The 16742-nt window shown below is 57.2% G+C and carries 16 protein-coding genes; 7 read left to right on the forward strand and 9 right to left on the reverse strand.

Going from position 1 to position 16742, the window contains the following annotated elements; translation table 11 throughout:
• Together EX00_RS11955 and EX00_RS30785 are read right to left on the reverse strand one after the other, a co-directional pair.
• A partial coding sequence (locus EX00_RS11955; protein ID WP_162184547.1) for a cold-shock protein occupies positions 1–95 on the reverse strand: 95 nt, incomplete at its 3' end.
• A gap of 751 nt (positions 96–846) precedes the next feature.
• Positions 847–2268, reverse strand: a complete 1422-nt coding sequence (locus tag EX00_RS30785; protein ID WP_052210720.1) for an EF-hand domain-containing protein — start codon at positions 2266–2268, stop codon at positions 847–849.
• Positions 2269–2930: 662 nt separating this feature from the next.
• Between EX00_RS30785 and EX00_RS31435 the strand changes: the two genes are divergently transcribed.
• Positions 2931–3080, forward strand: a complete 150-nt coding sequence (locus tag EX00_RS31435; protein WP_155294049.1) for a hypothetical protein — start codon at positions 2931–2933, stop codon at positions 3078–3080.
• A gap of 180 nt (positions 3081–3260) precedes the next feature.
• Here EX00_RS31435 and EX00_RS11965 read toward each other — a convergent pair whose 3' ends face one another.
• Positions 3261–4139: an SDR family oxidoreductase gene (locus EX00_RS11965; protein ID WP_047457759.1), complete on the reverse strand. Its 879-nt coding sequence runs from the start codon at positions 4137–4139 to the stop codon at positions 3261–3263.
• Positions 4140–4263: 124 nt separating this feature from the next.
• On the opposite strand from EX00_RS11965, the gene EX00_RS11970 reads away from it, so the two are divergent.
• Positions 4264–4899 (forward strand): TetR/AcrR family transcriptional regulator, encoded by a 636-nt coding sequence (locus tag EX00_RS11970; protein ID WP_047457760.1) that lies wholly within the window; start codon positions 4264–4266, stop codon positions 4897–4899.
• A 216-nt stretch (positions 4900–5115) separates the two neighbouring features.
• Here the strand turns inward: EX00_RS11970 and EX00_RS11975 are convergent, their stop codons facing one another.
• A complete protein-coding gene (locus tag EX00_RS11975) occupies positions 5116–6006 on the reverse strand; it encodes a LysR family transcriptional regulator (protein WP_047457761.1) in 891 nt (296 codons plus the stop codon).
• 218 nt (positions 6007–6224) lie between these two features.
• Here EX00_RS11975 and dctA point away from each other — a divergent pair, with 218 nt between their 5' ends.
• Both dctA and EX00_RS11985 read left to right on the forward strand, forming a co-directional pair.
• Entirely contained in the window at positions 6225–7532 is a 1308-nt protein-coding gene (gene dctA, locus EX00_RS11980; protein WP_047457763.1) for a C4-dicarboxylate transporter DctA, read from the forward strand.
• Between the two features lie 38 nt (positions 7533–7570).
• A complete protein-coding gene (locus EX00_RS11985) occupies positions 7571–8734 on the forward strand; it encodes a mandelate racemase/muconate lactonizing enzyme family protein (protein ID WP_047457765.1) in 1164 nt (387 codons plus the stop codon).
• Positions 8735–8890: 156 nt separating this feature from the next.
• On the opposite strand, the gene EX00_RS11990 is transcribed toward EX00_RS11985, so the two are convergent.
• A complete protein-coding gene (locus tag EX00_RS11990; protein WP_047457767.1) occupies positions 8891–9289 on the reverse strand; it encodes a winged helix-turn-helix transcriptional regulator in 399 nt (132 codons plus the stop codon).
• Between the two features lie 136 nt (positions 9290–9425).
• On the opposite strand from EX00_RS11990, the gene EX00_RS11995 reads away from it, so the two are divergent.
• Positions 9426–10160 (forward strand): NADPH-dependent F420 reductase, encoded by a 735-nt coding sequence (locus EX00_RS11995; protein ID WP_047457769.1) that lies wholly within the window; start codon positions 9426–9428, stop codon positions 10158–10160.
• The gene (locus EX00_RS12000) at positions 10157–10924 is read left to right on the forward strand and encodes an NADPH-dependent F420 reductase (RefSeq protein ID WP_404944015.1); all 768 of its coding nucleotides are present in this window, start codon (positions 10157–10159) and stop codon (positions 10922–10924) included. Before EX00_RS11995 ends, EX00_RS12000 begins: the two co-directional genes overlap by 4 nt.
• Before the next feature lie 269 nt (positions 10925–11193).
• On the opposite strand, the gene EX00_RS31710 is transcribed toward EX00_RS12000, so the two are convergent.
• On the reverse strand, positions 11194–11445 hold the full coding sequence (locus tag EX00_RS31710) for a hypothetical protein (protein ID WP_052210721.1): 252 nt from the start codon (positions 11443–11445) through the stop codon (positions 11194–11196).
• Between EX00_RS31710 and EX00_RS31715 the strand changes: the two genes are divergently transcribed.
• The gene (locus EX00_RS31715) at positions 11417–11659 is read left to right on the forward strand and encodes an LLM class flavin-dependent oxidoreductase (protein ID WP_202903708.1); all 243 of its coding nucleotides are present in this window, start codon (positions 11417–11419) and stop codon (positions 11657–11659) included. The genes EX00_RS31710 and EX00_RS31715 overlap by 29 nt on opposite strands.
• A 17-nt stretch (positions 11660–11676) precedes the next feature.
• Here the strand turns inward: EX00_RS31715 and EX00_RS12010 are convergent, their stop codons facing one another.
• The 3 genes from EX00_RS12010 to EX00_RS12020 all read right to left on the reverse strand — a co-directional run bounded on the left by EX00_RS12010 (position 11677) and on the right by EX00_RS12020 (position 16661).
• Positions 11677–12291: a TetR/AcrR family transcriptional regulator gene (locus EX00_RS12010; RefSeq protein ID WP_047457772.1), complete on the reverse strand. Its 615-nt coding sequence runs from the start codon at positions 12289–12291 to the stop codon at positions 11677–11679.
• Between the two features lie 144 nt (positions 12292–12435).
• Complete coding sequence (locus EX00_RS12015) at positions 12436–15546, reverse strand: efflux RND transporter permease subunit (RefSeq protein WP_047457773.1); 3111 nt, start codon at positions 15544–15546, stop codon at positions 12436–12438.
• The gene (locus EX00_RS12020; protein ID WP_047457775.1) at positions 15546–16661 is read right to left on the reverse strand and encodes an efflux RND transporter periplasmic adaptor subunit; all 1116 of its coding nucleotides are present in this window, start codon (positions 16659–16661) and stop codon (positions 15546–15548) included. The genes EX00_RS12015 and EX00_RS12020 overlap by 1 nt, the downstream gene beginning before the upstream one ends.
• Positions 16662–16742 lie beyond the last annotated feature (81 nt).

Consider the following 16742-nt stretch of genomic DNA (forward strand, 5'->3'; position numbering starts at 1 on the left):
GCGTCAACGCTGCCGTCGTCAGGCTGAATGAAGCCAAAGCCTTTTGTAGAATTGAACCATTTAACTGTGCCAGTGGTCATAATGAACCCTTTCATAGCAATATTGATGACCGCCACGCGAAAGCGTTGCGGATGATGATAGCGATTTTTTGAAGGGAGAGTCCGTTAAGGGCACGGTGCTAAACGCGCGGTAACCATAGCTCAGCAAGAAAACATCGATGGGGTTTATATGGGCATGCCCATTCAATTTGTCAACTTTTAGTTTCTACAATTCATAGATTTCGTTTTATGATTGTATTTCTTATGGGCGCAATCCAGTAAGCTCATGCTAAGCAAATCTGATGTCAGAGGTATTGAATTCCTTACAAAATTGGCTCTGGTTCATATATAAAGTGGACCGGTTAGCAAGTGGCGGACGCGGCTGGAGCCGCCTTGTTCGCTGCGATCGTGACATCGCAAGGTATCGCCACGTTAACGGACAACTTTACGAAACGTCTTCGGCACACGACCTCTTTCAGAACCCGCAATACCCCTACACGCAGCAACTCCTGAGCTTGATAGCCAGGCTGTAAAAGTGGCCACACTCATACTCTCTCGATAAGCGCTCGGCCATCGAGTCGAAAAATAACCTGATACCACCCACCAAGCTTTTTAACGTCTAGTCAGCATGCCGTTTGAGCGACGTCGCCTGGACAAACACGCATATAGCAAACTCCCAATTGGGGTCTTTGAGATGCAAATCGTGCGGACACGATCCGGATAGATTAGCGGGTGCTCTCGTTCCCTTTCTACCTGGCCCAGCGGTTTTGGTTGAGCGATACCGTGTACGGACAAATATCGCTTCGCGCTAAGGCTTCGGCCCGTTGTCGCCAAGCAAGACCTGTACGCGCGAATGGCCTCGGCTCCCAGCCGGAAGCTGCATCCCTTCAGGAAAGACAAAGGCAACCGAATGTGCTCCGGCCATCCCAGCCGGATACCTGGCAAACGGCTTGCGGGCGAGATAACCCTTTCCACTCTCCTCCAGCGATCCGTCTTGCAACAATTGCAGGAGCCCGGCCTCTTGAGGAAGGACCTGGTACCGTTCCGCGGCTCCCGACGCGACCACCTGTTTCGGATCGATGTTGGCGATACCACCGGGGCTAAACCGCCTCAGCAAAGAAAGCGTCTTCGGGAAGGCTTCTACGCCCTCCCGTGCGGGCAAGCCGTTCAGGGTGAAATCCACATTCGTCTTCTTGCCCGCCTGCCAGTCTTCGTCGATCCTTTCGGCGTCGGACGGCAAATTGATATCGAATGCCGTATATCGGAAGAGAATGCCGTCTATCGGATGGCCCAGAACCGAAGCGAGCATGCCGAGATAGGCCTGAGAGCTTACGTTGTTCTTCTCGAGTCGGTTGATGCATTCCTGGTCGCCCGTCAGCACAACCTTCTCTTTGGGAAGACCAAGGACGCCGATGCCTCCACGGGCGGAACCAAAGAAGCTTGCAACGCGCTCGACGTGGCCAGTGATACGCCAGATCATCGGCGTGTAAGAGGAGACCGCCAGATACAGCGGATCGCTTCCGTCAGCTATATCGATCGTGGCAGTTTCTGTCTCTTCGTCCTGGCTCGCGACCGTCGTATTCGACAACGTGCCTCCTTCGTACGCTGCGATCACATATACTTTTTGCCGCGGATCGGTTTTCGGGAATGCACAGCGCGCCACCCGCTGACGAAGGCTTTCCGTCTTCTGGATCATCGTGTAGTCGCGGTTAAGGGCGACCTTTTCGTCTGGTGAGAGAATGCCGTCTCCATCTTTGTCGTAGTAAGCGAACGCCGCAGTCGCCATTGCTTCAAGCTCGTCGGCGGCAAGCTTGCCATCGTGGTTGGGATCAAGGGCAAATAGTCGTTCCAACTGGCCGTGGTCAGGCACATTCGTCGACTTCTCTACTGCTTGAGCCGTAAAAGCCAATGCCTCGGCCACGGTGACCTTGCCGTCGCCATCCATGTCTGCCGTCGTCCAGCTGCGATTGCGGAGCTCGGAATTGATCTGCATGCGCGCCAGTTCATTGGCGTCTAGAACGTTATCGCCGTTCACATCCGTGTTAAAGAACACGCCCATCAGCATCGATTTACGCAGCGCCCTATCGCGCCCTACCCTGCGATCGATATCGTCTTGCGTAAGGGTCTTGCGATCCTGCGCATTCGTGCGCAGAGGCAGCATGATAGTGGCAATATAATTTTCCCGGGAATCGACCATCCGCGGCACCAGAATATCGGCCGGCTGCTTCAAAGAAGAAGGCTCCCGCGAGTGTCCGGTCTCAACGAGCAAAAGAAGAGCAACAGTTGTGAATAGGGCTTGCCTGCAACGCATGTCTTTATCTCCAGCTGGGAAAGACATATCGCACAGGTTGCAAAGTTTCTCGACATCAATCCGTTAAACTTTGACGGACACCAAAGCAATGACCGATGGCCAATTATTAATCGGAGCAACGGTTCTTCATCCATTATTGCGATTTTGATCGCAGGGCATTCTAAAAAGCGGATTTTCGCCCACACTCGTGCAGATAGTAGGTGGGGTGTCGCTTTGCGGTTAAAAATGAGAATCGCTTGTCAACAATTTCAATTCGTTAGTTATGCACTTGAACGGCTACCCCGATCGCACTCGTCACAGCAGTTTCCTCCTGCGGGGGATGAGGCACCCAACCTACGAGGCGCCGAGCCAATTCGGCCGTGCGACCAGGACGATTGGTACTGATCTTACCTGGAATCTGGTGCCTACCGCGGCCGCAGCTTGAAAAGGACATAGACCAGCAAAGCCCCAATGCCAGCCGCCGCTAACAGGAAGGGCGCGCGCAGTGCCGCCTCTCGGCCACCTCATTTTCAACGAGCGAGACGACGATGCCTCCGGCAATGGCTCCAAGAGACATGGAGCCCCAGCCGAAGAAGCGATAGATGCTGTTCACTCGGCCCAACAACTCCGCCGGGATGCGCCGTTGGCGCCATGAAACGGTGATTATGTTCCAGAGCATCGAGCCCGCCATCAGCGAGAACATCGCCGCGCCGACGACCACGGGGCTCGAATTCAGGCCGATGGCTGCATAGGTGAGGCCCCAGATCGCCAGCGAGATAAAAAGGCTCGCCTGCGCACCAATCCGATTGATAACGTTTGGGCGCCGAGACTACCAGCGACCGCGCCCATCCATGGCGGCGACCGACATCAGCACGCTCTGCCCGATCGCGGTGACCTTGGTACTGTAGAGTGTGCTCATCGTCCTGTTCCTGTCAGAGCATGCTCGACATGCCGAACGAGGTCAGCATGTCGTTCTGAATTGGACTTGCGGCCTCGTTCAGTCGCTGGACACCCAAGTCCATGCCTTCAGGCATGACGACCGTCCGCAATGGACGCCGCTCCGTGGCCTCGACCAGTTGCACGATGGCATCGGCCACGCGTTGGGGCCGCGGCGGATTAGCCTCGTCGTGTCCGTCGTTGGCGTGGGCCTTGATCTGACCCGGTATCGCCGCAACCTCGCCGTAAGATGCAAGCACGGCCTGGTCAGATGGCTCCGGGCTCGACGAGATGAGGTTGCTCGGGAATGGCCCCGGCTCGACGATGACGGAGTCGATTCCAAAGCCCTTCAGTTCATACCGATAGGCTTCGGCAAGCGCCTCAAGCGCGAACTTGCTCGCGGAATAAGTGCCGAAGAATGGAAAGACCACCCGCCCCATCAGGGATGTCACATGAACGAGGAGTCCGCTGCCGGCGGTACGCATATGCGGCAGAACGGCGCGGTCCGCCCGCACGGCGCCGAAGAAATTGACCGAAAAGAGCCGTTCGACGTCTGCCAACGTGTAGGCTTCCGTGACCCCGACGGGCATCAGTCCGGCATTGTTGACCAGGGCATCGATCTTTCCGTGCTGCTTGACAACCTGATCGATCGCGGAATTGACCGACGCCTCGTCGGCAACGTCCATTTCAAGGACTTGCAGCACATGTCCTTCGGCTTTTGCCGCTTCGAGGAGCTCGCTCCGGACCCCGGCATTTCTTCCTTCGACGTCTCGCATGGTCGCAACCACCGTATGACCCCGCCTTGCGAGTTCCAATACCGTGAGTTTCCCAAAACCACTGCTCGCGCCGGTCAAAACAACGATTTTTCCGCTCATTTCAAGACCTTTCTTTGAAATCCATTGAGTGCGATCATCAATAGACAGACCTGTATGTATTTGCAATCCCCAAATTTACAGAATAGTCTGTCTATATGCGAACGAAAAATCTGAGGTTTGGAAAATGCAAACGCGCAGCGTGCTTGAAATTGTGGATGTGGAGGGACAACCGCTTAACGCCCTCGCCCCGCGAGAACGTATATTAAAGACGGCGTCGGACCTGTTTTACCGGTTCAGCATCCACTCTGTCGGGATCGACCGCATCATTGCCGAAAGCGGCGTGGCGAAGATGACATTCTACAAACACTTTCCATCGAAGGCCAACCTGATCGCCACCTATTTGCGTTACAAAAGTGACATCTGGTTTCAGATGCTTGCAACCTCGACTGAAAGAGCTGGGCTATCGCCGCTGGAGCGCGTCCTCGCTATTTTTGACGCTTTGGAGGAACCTCTCCGTTCGCCTTCTTTCCGCGGCTGTCCGTTCGTGAAAGGGCTGGCCGAATTCGGACCGGAGGCTAACTCCCCTGACGTACAGGCGACCATCGCCTTCTATTTTAAGGGCTTACATGAATTTGTTGCCTCACTCATCGAGCCCCTGGCATTGAGCGACCCCGAAAAAGCCGTGATCCAGATCCTGTCGCTCATCCAAGGCTCGATTGTGATGGCACAATCGACGCCCGATCCTGGACTTGTTAAGACAATCCGCGATGCAGCCAGAGTGTTGCTCGAGGATGCGTTGATCTCGTCGTCTGAAACCTGAAGTTCGTGAGGCGTTGGGGTAGACGGTCCCGCCACGGACGCAGCTCTGACCTAGTTCGTCCATGGTATCGATTCCAACCGGGCGCTCGACGCGGCGCCTGCATGAGGATCAAGAATAACGGAATTAGACTTCGGGGCAGACGCGTTCGCGCCCATCGTCCATTTTCATCGACCGATGACAGTAATGCTCGTGACCAGCATCACGATCAGCTTATTTCTAAACCAGTTCCCAAAACGCCTCCGCAATAGCGGTCATCCGCTTTCGGGGGCGGATAAGAACGATCTTCACGCTAACGGCCCATTCATCCGACGCAGCCTTCGTCAGCCGGCCTTTTGGCCCCAGTTCATCCGCAGCAAGGCTTTCGGGTATCCAGGCCACTCCCTTCCCATCGGCCGCCAAGGCTTTTAGCACCATCGCAAGATGGGACGTAAAGACGGTGTTGAGATGAAGCTCGCTGAGTCTGGACGAAAGGTTCGAGGCAAGGATGCGCCCCATGCCGGACTTCTCTTCGAACGCAATCTCGGCAACCGGAGCCTCCTGCGTACCCGGCAGATGATGAAGCGCACCACCTTTCTCATCCCTGCCGCTGACAGGAATTAGTCGGTCGGTCGACAGCTCGACATGTTTGAAGTCCGCCGCATCCAGACGAATTTTGCTGTTCTCGTGGTAATGGCACAGGAGAAACTGGGCACGCCCCTCCAGCATGATCTTCTCGCATTCGTTCATGTTGTCGGACAACAGTCGAATAGGCATAGTCGAGGTGACATGACCAAGGCCTTGTATCCAGCCCGGGAAGAACACGAATGACAGCGCGTGGGTCGCGGCGAAGGTCACTGTCGAAGAATCCGCCCGTGTACGATCCAGGTCTTGTCTCACCCGTTCAAGCCGGTTGGCAACATCGTTGGCCGCATCCAGCACGACTTCCCCCGCTGCCGTCAGTTTCAGGCGATGCGTGGATCGATCTATCAATTCCAACCCACACCATTCTTCCAAAGCTCGGATACGACGGCCGAATGCTGGCTGCGTGACGTTGCGATTTTCGGCCGCACGGGAAAAATTCAGCGTTTCGGCCAGGGCCTGAAGATCGGCCAGCCAAACAGTCTCCATCCTATCATACCTCAGTAAGCCATGCCGCCACCGCACCGAGATAAATCCAGTTCCCCCACGAAATCAAGATGAATGCTGGCGCCAGAGAGCAATGTTCTGTTTTCACTATGCCAAAACGGCACCAATAGAACCCGTATCGGCATTGGACGAGGAGCCTCCCTCATCCCTATGACATGCCCCTGTGCGGAGGAACGCATTTAAACAGGGAGGAGAGACCAATGGCTAGACGCCTGTTGAGTCAGCTTTACATACAGGTGTTGATCGGCATCGGGGTCGGTATCATCGTTGGCCTTTTCATTCCCGACTTCGCCACGAAATTGCAGCCGTTCGCCGATGGCTTCATCAAGCTCATCAAGATGCTGCTTGCGCCGGTCATCTTCGGCACCGTTGTCCTCGGCATCGCCAAGATGGGTGACATCAAGGAGGTCGGAAAGATCGGTGCACGGTCTCTGATTTACTTCGAGGTCGTTTCGACGATCGCCCTCGTCATCGGGCTGATCGTCGTCAACATCATGCAGCCCGGCGTCGGCATGAACATCGACGCTAGCAAGATCGACGCCAGTACGATCTCAACCTACCAGCAGACCGCCCAGCAACAGGGCGGCGTCATCGAATTCTTCATGAACGTGATCCCAACGACGATGGTCGATGCATTTGCCAAGGGCGCGATGCTTCAGGTCATCCTGATCGCAGTGCTGATGGGCTGCGCACTTGTACAGCTCGGCGAGAAAGCCAAGCCCGTCATCGACGTCTTCGATTCTCTGCTCCAGGCTCTGTTCCGGATCGTCGGCATGATCATGCGCCTGGCACCGATCGGCGCCGGCGCGGGCGTGGCCTATACGATCGGAAAATATGGCGTCGGCTCGCTCTGGGCTCTCGGGCACCTGATGTTGGGCGTCTACCTGACGTCAGCCTTGTTCGTGATCGTTGTCCTCGGATCGATCGCCCGTTGGTCGGGTTTTCCGTTGCTGCATTTCTTCCGGTACTTCAAGGACGAAATCCTGATCGTTCTTGCGACCTGTTCGTCGGAAGCCGTACTGCCGCGCATGATGGCGAAGCTGGAGAGGCTCGGCTGCAAGAAATCCGTCGTCGGACTGGTGCTACCGACCGGATACACATTCAACGCCGACGGCACCTGCATCTACCTGACGATGGCCGCCGTCTTCGTCGCCCAGGCGACCAACACGCCGCTCGGGATCGAAGGCCAGCTTGTCATCCTGGGCGTTCTGCTGCTGACCTCGAAGGGGTCGGCAGGCGTCGCAGGCGCGGGTTTCGTCACCCTCGCGGCAACTCTCTCCAGCTTCCATGCCATCCCGGTCGCCGGTCTCGTCCTTCTGCTTGGCGTCGACCGCTTCATGAACGAGGCCCGCGCTGTCGTAAACCTGATCGGCAACGGCGTCGCCACCATCGCCATCGCCAAATGGGAGGGCGCCCTCGACCAGGACACCGTCAAGGCTGTGATTGCCGAACAGCGCGGCGAGCGTCCCCGAAACATCACCGCATCACCCGCCGAACTGGCGTCCTGATCACAAACAAATCGAACAAGTACCGAATGGAGAATGCAATGCGTATCGTTGATGTTTGCGAAGTTACGAAGCCAATCGCTTCGCCTATCCGTAATGCCTATATCGACTTCAGCAAAATGACGGCCAGCCTGGTTGCCGTCGTCACCGACGTCGTCCAGGACGGCCGCCGTGTTGTCGGCTACGGCTTCAACTCGAACGGCCGCTACGGCCAGGGTGGCTTGATCCGCGAGCGCTTCAAGGACCGTATCCTCGAGGCCTCCCCGGAGAGCCTGATGAATGACGCCGGCACCAATCTCGACCCGCACAAAATCTGGGCGACGATGATGATGAACGAGAAACCCGGCGGGCATGGCGAGCGGTCGGTTGCCGTCGGCACCCTCGACATGGCGATCTGGGATGCGGTTGCCAAGATCGAGGGCAAGCCGCTCTTTCGCATGCTGGCCGACATGAAGGGACGTGAGGCCAATCCGAAGGTCTTCGTCTATGCAGCCGGCGGCTACTACTATCCGGGTAAGGACAACAGTGCGCTTCGCAAGGAGATGCGCAGCTATCTCGACCGTGGCTACAATGTCGTGAAAATGAAGATCGGCGGGGCGTCAATCGACGAGGATCGCGGTCGTATCGAATCGGTCCTCGAAGAGATCGGTTCGCAGGCCCGGCTGGCGGTGGATGCCAACGGTCGCTTCGATCTTGAGACCGGCATCGCCTATGCCAAGATGCTGCGCGACTATCCGCTCTTCTGGTACGAGGAAATCGGCGATCCGCTCGACTACGCCCTGCAGGCGGCGATTTCCGAGTTTTACGACGCCCCGATGGCAACCGGCGAGAACCTGTTTTCCCACCAGGATGCCCGCAACCTACTGCGTTATGGCGGCATGCGAGCCGACCGGGACTATCTGCAGTTCGACTGCGCCTTATCCTACGGGCTTGTCGAATACCTGCGCACTCTCGATGTCCTGCACCAGTTTGGCTGGTCGCCTTCTCGCTGCATTCCGCACGGCGGACACCAGATGTCCCTCAACATTGCGGCAGGGCTCGGTCTTGGCGGCAATGAAAGCTACCCGGACCTGTTCCAGCCCTATGGCGGTTTCCCGGATGGCGTGAAGGTCATCGACGGACACATCACCATGCCGGAGCTGCCGGGCATCGGCTTCGAGGGCAAGTCCGACCTCATCCGAGTTATGCGCGAACTCGCCGAGTAAGATCAACGAAGCGGGCGAAGAGCTTTCGCCCGCTCCAACTCACACTTCATGAATGCCTGCTGAGAAGTGCCCGCCGAAATCCCTGAACGCTGTTGTAGCACTTGGGAGATGCTGGAGGGATCCGTGCCACAATACGCCTTACAACGGAAGCGCCTGTCAGCCTCGCGATATATCTGCGTTCAGCCCAGGCGATGACTGACGCATGTCACGTCGCATGAAAGCCCAGTCGATGAGTTCCGCCATCGATGGGCCTAGGGCGATCCCCATCTCACTGAGTGCATATTCGACCCTTGGCGGAACCTGGGGATAGACGGTTCTCGTCACAATACCGTCCTTCTCCAACTCCTTGAGTTGCTGAATCAGCATCTTCTGGTTCACGCCCTCGACGCGCTTCTCGAGTTCCGAAAATCGAAGCGGGCCCTTTGCAGCGAAAAGCTGGCAGATGATGACGATCTTCCACTTCCCTTCAAGGACCTGCAGAGCATCCCGGGTTGCCGCTGCCCATATCATTTGCTGCTTGGGGTCATCACAGCGCCAGTCTCGTTCAATTGCCATACTTACCTCAAGGTGGGTTACCCACTTATTAGTCGGTTCTTGCCGTATCAGATAGCTATACCTATTCTTCGGAGTACAAAAAGTCACGTCTCCGTCGGAGTGCGTGTGAATTCGATGCTCACCGCAAGGAAATGATATGAAGATCGGAATTATCGGCGCAGGGAACATCGGCGCGATACTCGCACGCAAGCTCGGAGCCGCAGGTCACGAAATCAAGCTCGCCAATTCCAAGAGCCCGGAATCGATCCGCGAGCTCGCCGCTGAAGTTGGTGCGACGGCTACGACCAAGGAAGATGCCGTGACAGGAGTTGATACTGTGATCCTCTCCATTCCGTTTTCAGCCCATCGCGACCTTGCGGGGTTGTTTGAAGATGTTCCCGACAACGTCATCGTCGTAGACACTTCCAACTACTACCCGTTCCGTGACGGAGCGATCAGCGACGTCGATGATGGCAAACCGGAAGCGGTCTGGGTCATTGAGCAGATCAATCGACCCATCATCAAAGCCTGGAACGCGGTGCTTGCCGCGACCCTTGCGGAAAAGGGCGTAGAGAAGTCGCAACCCGGCCGCATCGCCCTTCCGGTAGCGGGTGATGACCTCGAAGAGAAGTCACGCGTCATCGAACTGGTAGAGGCGACGGGCTTCGATGGCCTCGATGCCGGGAGCCTTGAAACCTCATGGCGACAGCAGCCCGGCACCCCTGCCTATTGTACGGAACTGACGACTGATGAGCTGAGGGCGGCGCTCGAAAAAGCAGACCAGACCCGCTCGGCCGACAACCGCGAAACCTTGATCAAGGGATTCATGGAGAGAGGCGCTAGCCTGACCCACGACGAAATTGTCGCCCGCAACCGCGCCGTAACCGCGTGAGAGATACAAGAGACATCATGCAAGTTGGTATAATCGGCGTCGGCCATATCGGAAAAACGCTGGTCCGGGAACTGAGCAAGGCCGGGTATGATGTGAAGGCGGCAAATTCTCGCAGTCCCGACACAATCGATCCGGAGGTGTTTGCGTCAGGCGGGCAGGCTGTCACCGTCGAGCAGGCAGTCGAGGACGCATATATCCTGATCCTGTCGATCCCTCTCAATCAGTTGCCCGAGATTGCACCTCGACTAGCTGGACTTCCGGAAGACACGGTGGTGATCGATACGTCCAACTACTACCCAATGCGTGACACCGAGATCGCCGATATCGAAGCCGGCGAGGTCGAGAGTGTCTGGGTATCCAGACAACTCGGCCGACCGGTCGCAAAGGCTTGGAACGCTATCGGTTCGGACTCTTTCGCCCGACTGGGAAAACCCGCCGGCCACCCGGATCGGATCGCCATTCCAGTTGCCGCGGATAATGAACGTGATCGATATGTCGCCATGGCGCTTGTTGGCGATACAGGGTTCGACGCGGTCGATGCTGGGACACTTTCGGAATCATGGCGCCAACAACCGGGCTCGCCCGTATACTGCACGGATCTCACTAGAATTGAGGTGCCCGATGCACTCGCCACCGCGGAAAGATCTAGATTGCCAAAGCGGCGAGACCTGTCCGTCGCTGCGGTTCAGGAGAAGCTTGGCGATACGAAGAGCAATCCCACTGCGGATTATCTCGTTCGTTTGAACAGGGCGCTGTTCATGTAGATCGCAACCTTCTGTGTCCGTCGCTCTAATCCGCTTTTCGGCAGACCATGCCGATCAGTTGTGAGGTCAGAGCCGACAGTAAGGTCGGGACCAGACCTGAACCTGATCCAAAGTGCGCCTCGACTACGCTTTGGATCACCTCTCAGCAACCATTGATACGGTCTCAGGTGGAGACTTGATGACGCGTGTGGCCAACAAGCCTTGCAGCGCATGGACATGGAATCAATAATGTCGCGAAAGATGATTATCGGAATGCATTTCGGAAACGGCTATGGCTCCCAGCCGGGCGCATGGCTGGAGGCGATCCGACGAATTACATCAATTTCGACAATCAGGTTCAATAAGCCCAGGCAGCGGAACGGGGCAAGTTTCAGTTCCTGTTCATGCCGGACTTTCCCGTGCTGACGGGCAATGTCGAGACTGAAGCCCCGATGATCAACATAGATCCGATGATGACGCTCGCGGCCGTCGCGCGGCACCGAACGGATCGGATTGGTCGCAACCGGTTCGACGACATTCAACGAGCCCTATAATCTGGCGCGACAGTTCAAGGCTCTCGACCTGATGAGTCATGGCCGGGCGGGATGGAATGCGATCCCGACCAGCGATCCCGCGATCGCGGCCAATTACGGTCGCGAGCTGCCGTCCCGTGGTGAAAAGTACCAGCGGCTCCATGAGTCGATCCAGATCGTTCAGGCGCTCTGGACCTCGACTCGTACACCCGGTGTGGCGTGACAGGATGGCGGACAGAGCTAGCCGGACCCGCCGAGAGCTTTCAGAATAAAGCGGATCTGGTCATGCAGACCCGCCTCCGTATCTTCGCCGTTTCGCACCCACTGCTCAACGAGAATGGGGTGGTAAAATGGTATGAAGGCGGTCATCACACTTCGGGCGGCTTGCGCTGCATCTTCAATAGTAAACTCGCCTGCTTCGATCCCTTCCCTTATGATCGTCTCGACGATCGCTATTATCTCGTCACTATGGGCTTTGATAATCGCCCAGTTCTCCTCCATCGCGGCGACGATCAGATCATGGACCGGCTTCTCTTGGATGAACGTCCTTTTCTTTTTCTGGTGGAGGATAATCAAAAGATTTACGAGCTTCTCGGGAGCCGGCGCCTGCATCCGTGGGATCGCATCTGCAAACTGAGCGGCTTCCGCGAAGAAGCGGCCACAAATCGACCTGTTGATTGCCGCCCTTGAAGGGAAAAAACGGTAGATATTGCCGCTGCTCATTCCGAGACAGGACGCTATGTCGGCCACCGACGTCTTTTGATGGCCAACGCGGCGAAAGTGCTCTTCCGCCACATCCAGTATGCGCTCCCGCAAAAGGTCGACGTCAATCGGTGTAGGACTACGGCGGCTCATAGCGTCTCCAGCGCAAGGTTTCCAACCAACGGGTGTTCCTAGGCGCCTCCGATTCTCGCCGGCGATCCGCTTGTCTGACGTGTGCCGTATGGCACGGAAGCGGTCACTGAAAAAAACGGAGGGATGCCTTGCGCACCAGGCGCCCTACTCAGCGGCCATTGCCGTCGGTGGTTCCCGTCCTTCAGTTGTTTCACCGTGGCTGTCTTGCTTCACTGGCTTGATGCGGAACCACACCGCGTACAGTGCCGGTAGGAAGAGCAAGATCATCACGGTGCCTGCCGCCGTTCCGCCGATTAGTGTGTAGGCCATCGATCCCCAGAACACCGAATGGGTCAAAGGTATGAAGGCCAGGATCGCGGCGAGCGCGGTCAGGATGACAGGACGCGTACGTTGCACAGTGGCTTCAATGACCGCGTGATAGTCATCAAGGCCGGCGGCCTGGTTCTCCTTGATCTGCTCCGTCAGGATCAGCGTGTTGCGCATCAGGATACCCGCCAGTCCGATCAACCCGAGAATGGCGTTGAAGCCGAAGGGCTGCTGGAACAAAAGCAATGTCGGGACCACGCCTGCAAGTCCGAGGGGCGCTGTCAACATGACCATCGTCATCGTTGACAGGCTTCGCACCTGGAGGATGATGACAATCAACATGGCCGCAATCATAAGCGGGAAGACCTGGACGAGTGCGACATTGGCTTTGAGCGACTCCTCGATATTGCCGCCCATCTCGATGCGGTATCCGACGGGAAGCGATGCGATCAGCGGCTGAAGCGCCTTCATGACCTGCTGTGAGACCTCTGGGGGCTGCGTCGCCTCGTTGATATCAGAGCGTATCGTGATCACCGGTGTTCGATCGCGACGTTTCAGGATCGGCTCCTCGAACCGGATCTCGGAATGCCCGATCTGATCGAGTGGCACCTGACGACCATCCCTGCTCATCAGCGAGAAATCGCCCAGCCTTGACGGATCAAGTCGGTTTTCACCAGCACTGCGTGCGACAACGGGGACGTTTCGGATGTTGTCGCGTACCTGGGTGACCGGAATGCCGCTGAGCAGCAACTGCATCTGCTGGGCTGCCTCAGAGGGCGAGAGACCAATCTGATTGAGCCTGTCCTGATCCGGAACGAACCGCAGCACAGGGGCTCGGTTGCCCCAATCCCGGTTGGCCTGGCGGACATCAGGCACGCTTTTCATGATAGCGAGGGCTTGCTCGGAAATCTTGTACAGTTCGTCCTGATCCGGTCCCATGATCCGAAACTCGACGGGGAACGGCGTGTAAGGCCCGAATACAAGCTGCGTTACACGAACGGACGCCTCCGGAACGAGCCCCTCCGAGATAGCCGCACGAAGACGATGCTTCAGCTCCTCGCGCGCATGCGCATCAGGGGTGAGCACAACTACCTTGGCAAAGGCGGGATCAGGCAATTCGGGCGCCATGGCGAAGAAAAAGCGTGGAGCGCCCTGCCCTACATAGCTGGTGACAATTTTTGTTTCCGGCTGAGTTTTCAGCCAGCCTTCGACTTTCTCCACTGCGGCTGTTGTTGTTTCGATGCTCGTGCCTTCGGGCATGCGAACTTCGACCAGCACTTCAGGCCGATCCGATGTCGGGAAGAACTGCTGTTTCACGCTTCCCATCCCCACGACCGAAACGGCCATGGTGATACCGACCACGGCGCACACCATGAATTTATGGCGAACCGCGAACTCGATGAGGGAGCGCAGGCGGCGATAGTTTGGCGTGTCATAGATCGCATGATGACCGCCCTCGACTGGCTTAATGTCAGGCAACATTTTCACCCCGAGGTAAGGGGTAAACGTCACCGCGACGATCCAGGAGACGATCAGGGCAAAGCCCACGACCCAGAAGATGTTGCCGGCATATTCACCTGCGGTCGATCTGGCGAAACCAACCGGCATCAGCCCGATGATCGTCACGAGGGTGCCTGACAGCATCGGCGCTGCCGTGTGACTCCAGGCATAGGCAGCCGCCTTGATGCGGTCCATGCCCTCTTCCATCTTCACCACCATCACCTCGATGGCAATGATGGCGTCGTCGACGAGAAGTCCCAATGCAAGGATCAGCGCGCCGAGGGTAATGCGGTCGAAGAACCGGCCGGTTTCCAGCATGATGAGGAAGACGACGGCAAGCGTCAGCGGCACAGCGAGCGCGACAACTATGCCGACGCGCCAGCCGAGTGCGATCAGGCTCACGAACAACACGACGCCAAGCGCCATGGCGAATTTGAGCATGAACTCGCCGACCGCCTCTTCGATGTTGACGGCCTGATCGCTGACTTTGGTAAGTGTCATGCCCAGTGGCAGTGTCTGCGCGATCGCAGCAGATCGTGCTTCAAGCGCCTTGCCGAGATCAAGGCCATTCCAGCCCGGCTGCATCACAGCACCCAGCATGATTGCAGGTTCGCCCTCATGGCGGATGATGTAGGTTGCGGGATCCTCGTAGCCGCGCCGCACATCCGCTAAATCAGAGAGTTTCAGCGTCCGTCCGGCCGCTACGATCGGCGTGTCGGCAATCGCCTGCACGCTGTTATAGGCTCCGTCGAAACGGATGAAGACCTGTGGCCCACGCGTGTCGATGGAACCGGCCGGCGTAACGGTATTCTGTCTCTGCAAAGCTGCGGCGATATCGGTTGCCGATATTCCCAGTGTCGCGAGCTTGGCATAGGAAAACTCGACGAAGATCTGTTCGGGGCGTTCTCCCAGGATGTTGATTTTCTTGACGCCGGGAACATGCAGGAGATCCTGGCGGATGACCTCCGCCTGCCGCACGAGGTCGCGCATCGGCATGCCCTTCGCCTTCAGCGCATAAAGGCCAAAGCTCACATCCGAATATTCATCATTGACAAAGGGACCCATGACGCCGGGCGGGAGGTTTCGAGCCTCGTCGCCAAGCTTCTTGCGCGCCTGATAGAACTCTTCTTCGACGGCGCTTGCTGGAGTATTGTCCTTGAGCGTCACCGTGAGGTAGGCATAGCCTGGCCGCGTTGTCGTTTCGACCCGGTCGTACCAGGTGAGTTCCTGGATGCGCTTCTCAAGGGGCTCAGCGACAAGATCCTGCATTTCACGCGCGGTGGCGCCTGGCCAAACCGAGGTGACTGTCAATGTCTTGATGGTGAAGGAGGGATCCTCGGCGCGTCCCAATTTGATAAAGGCGTACGCCCCTGCGGCGGCCAGAAGAACGATGAAGAATAAGGTAATGGCACGCTCGCGAACGGCGATCGCCGAAAGATTGAAGCTCATTATTTTGTCACCTCTTGCTGCGAGGCAATTCTGACGGCTGCGCCATTGTCGAGAAGATGCGCGCCCAGGGCGACAACCTGTTCTCCGATTCCAATACCCGTGACAAATGCGGTCTCCTCGCCGATCTGCTGAACTTTGACCGGGGTGAACGTCACCGTGGATGGGGTGCCGTTGACAACCCACACACCTGTCCGGCTACCGTCGTCCAGGATGGCACCGACAGGGATAGCGACCTCGGATTGCTTGCCCATGTCCTGGATTTTGATCGTTACCGTCGAACCCAGCGGAGCAGTGGCGGCGGTGCCGTCCAGGACGTAGCGAGCCTCATAGGTGCGGGTCTGGGGATCGGCGGCATCGGAGATCTGACGCAGACGGGCTTTGCCGCTGAGAGTATCGCCTCCATAAACACTGGCCTCCGCTTCGGACCCGATTTCGGGCCGTAATGTCTCGGGTAGCCAGACGACAGCTTCACGCGGCCCGGCCTGGGCGAGTTGGACAACCGTCTGGCCCGCTGCCACGACTTGTCCGGGATCTCCAAGGGTCTGGACGACGGTTCCATCCGAATCCGCAGGAAGAACCGTATATGCGGTCCCGTTTTCCGCAACCTTGGCGTCCGCTTCAGCCGCGGCAAGCTGCGCCGTGGCTGTGTCGAGTGCAGCTTTCGCCTGTTCATATCTTTGTGGTGTTGCGGCCAGCCCGTTTTTCACCAGTGCCGCGTAGCGTTTCTCGTCGGCTTGTGCCTGGATCAGGACAGCCCGCGCCGCGACGACCGTATTGCGCTTGGCCGTGAGGGCCAGTTGAAGATCCGTTTCGTCGATCCGCATCAGGGGCTGGCCCTGTTTCACCTGTTGGCCCACATCGACCATCCGCTGTATGATTTTACCGGAAACACGAAATCCGAGGTTGCTTTGAACACGCGACGCGACCGTACCGGTGAACGATCGTTCCGCCGCTCCGGTCTTTTTCGCCTCTGCCACCCTCACCAATGGTGCAACTATCCTTGGGTCTGCGGCTTCGGCTTTCCGTTGGGTTGTCTCGAAACCGAGGAAAACAGCGACGACGGCTGTCGCCGCTCCCGCCACGCCCACAAAAGCCAGGACATGTTTGCGTTTCATTTTGAGTTCTCTTCTTGACGAGTGTTCCAGATGAATTAGATTGCGATCTAACTCTATTTGTTATATAGATGTCAAATGAAA

Origin of the sequence: Martinezella rhizogenes, assembly GCF_000799715.1 — a bacterium.
GTDB lineage: Bacteria > Pseudomonadota > Alphaproteobacteria > Rhizobiales > Rhizobiaceae > Rhizobium > Rhizobium rhizogenes_C.

Bases quoted from the DNA above. Each gene is read 5' to 3' on its own strand.
- EX00_RS11995 (WP_047457769.1), top strand. From the start codon at position 9,426: ATGAAGATCGGAATTATCGGCGCAGGGAACATCGGCGCGATACTCGCA.
- EX00_RS11970 (WP_047457760.1), top strand. From the start codon at position 4,264: ATGCAAACGCGCAGCGTGCTTGAAATTGTGGATGTGGAGGGACAACCG.
- dctA (WP_047457763.1), top strand. From the start codon at position 6,225: ATGGCTAGACGCCTGTTGAGTCAGCTTTACATACAGGTGTTGATCGGC.
- EX00_RS12020 (WP_047457775.1), bottom strand. From the start codon at position 16,661: ATGAAACGCAAACATGTCCTGGCTTTTGTGGGCGTGGCGGGAGCGGCG.
- EX00_RS31435 (WP_155294049.1), top strand. From the start codon at position 2,931: ATGCTGTTCACTCGGCCCAACAACTCCGCCGGGATGCGCCGTTGGCGC.
- EX00_RS11990 (WP_047457767.1), bottom strand. From the start codon at position 9,289: ATGGCAATTGAACGAGACTGGCGCTGTGATGACCCCAAGCAGCAAATG.
- EX00_RS12015 (WP_047457773.1), bottom strand. From the start codon at position 15,546: ATGAGCTTCAATCTTTCGGCGATCGCCGTTCGCGAGCGTGCCATTACC.
- EX00_RS11975 (WP_047457761.1), bottom strand. From the start codon at position 6,006: ATGGAGACTGTTTGGCTGGCCGATCTTCAGGCCCTGGCCGAAACGCTG.
- EX00_RS11985 (WP_047457765.1), top strand. From the start codon at position 7,571: ATGCGTATCGTTGATGTTTGCGAAGTTACGAAGCCAATCGCTTCGCCT.
- EX00_RS12010 (WP_047457772.1), bottom strand. From the start codon at position 12,291: ATGAGCCGCCGTAGTCCTACACCGATTGACGTCGACCTTTTGCGGGAG.
- EX00_RS11965 (WP_047457759.1), bottom strand. From the start codon at position 4,139: ATGAGCGGAAAAATCGTTGTTTTGACCGGCGCGAGCAGTGGTTTTGGG.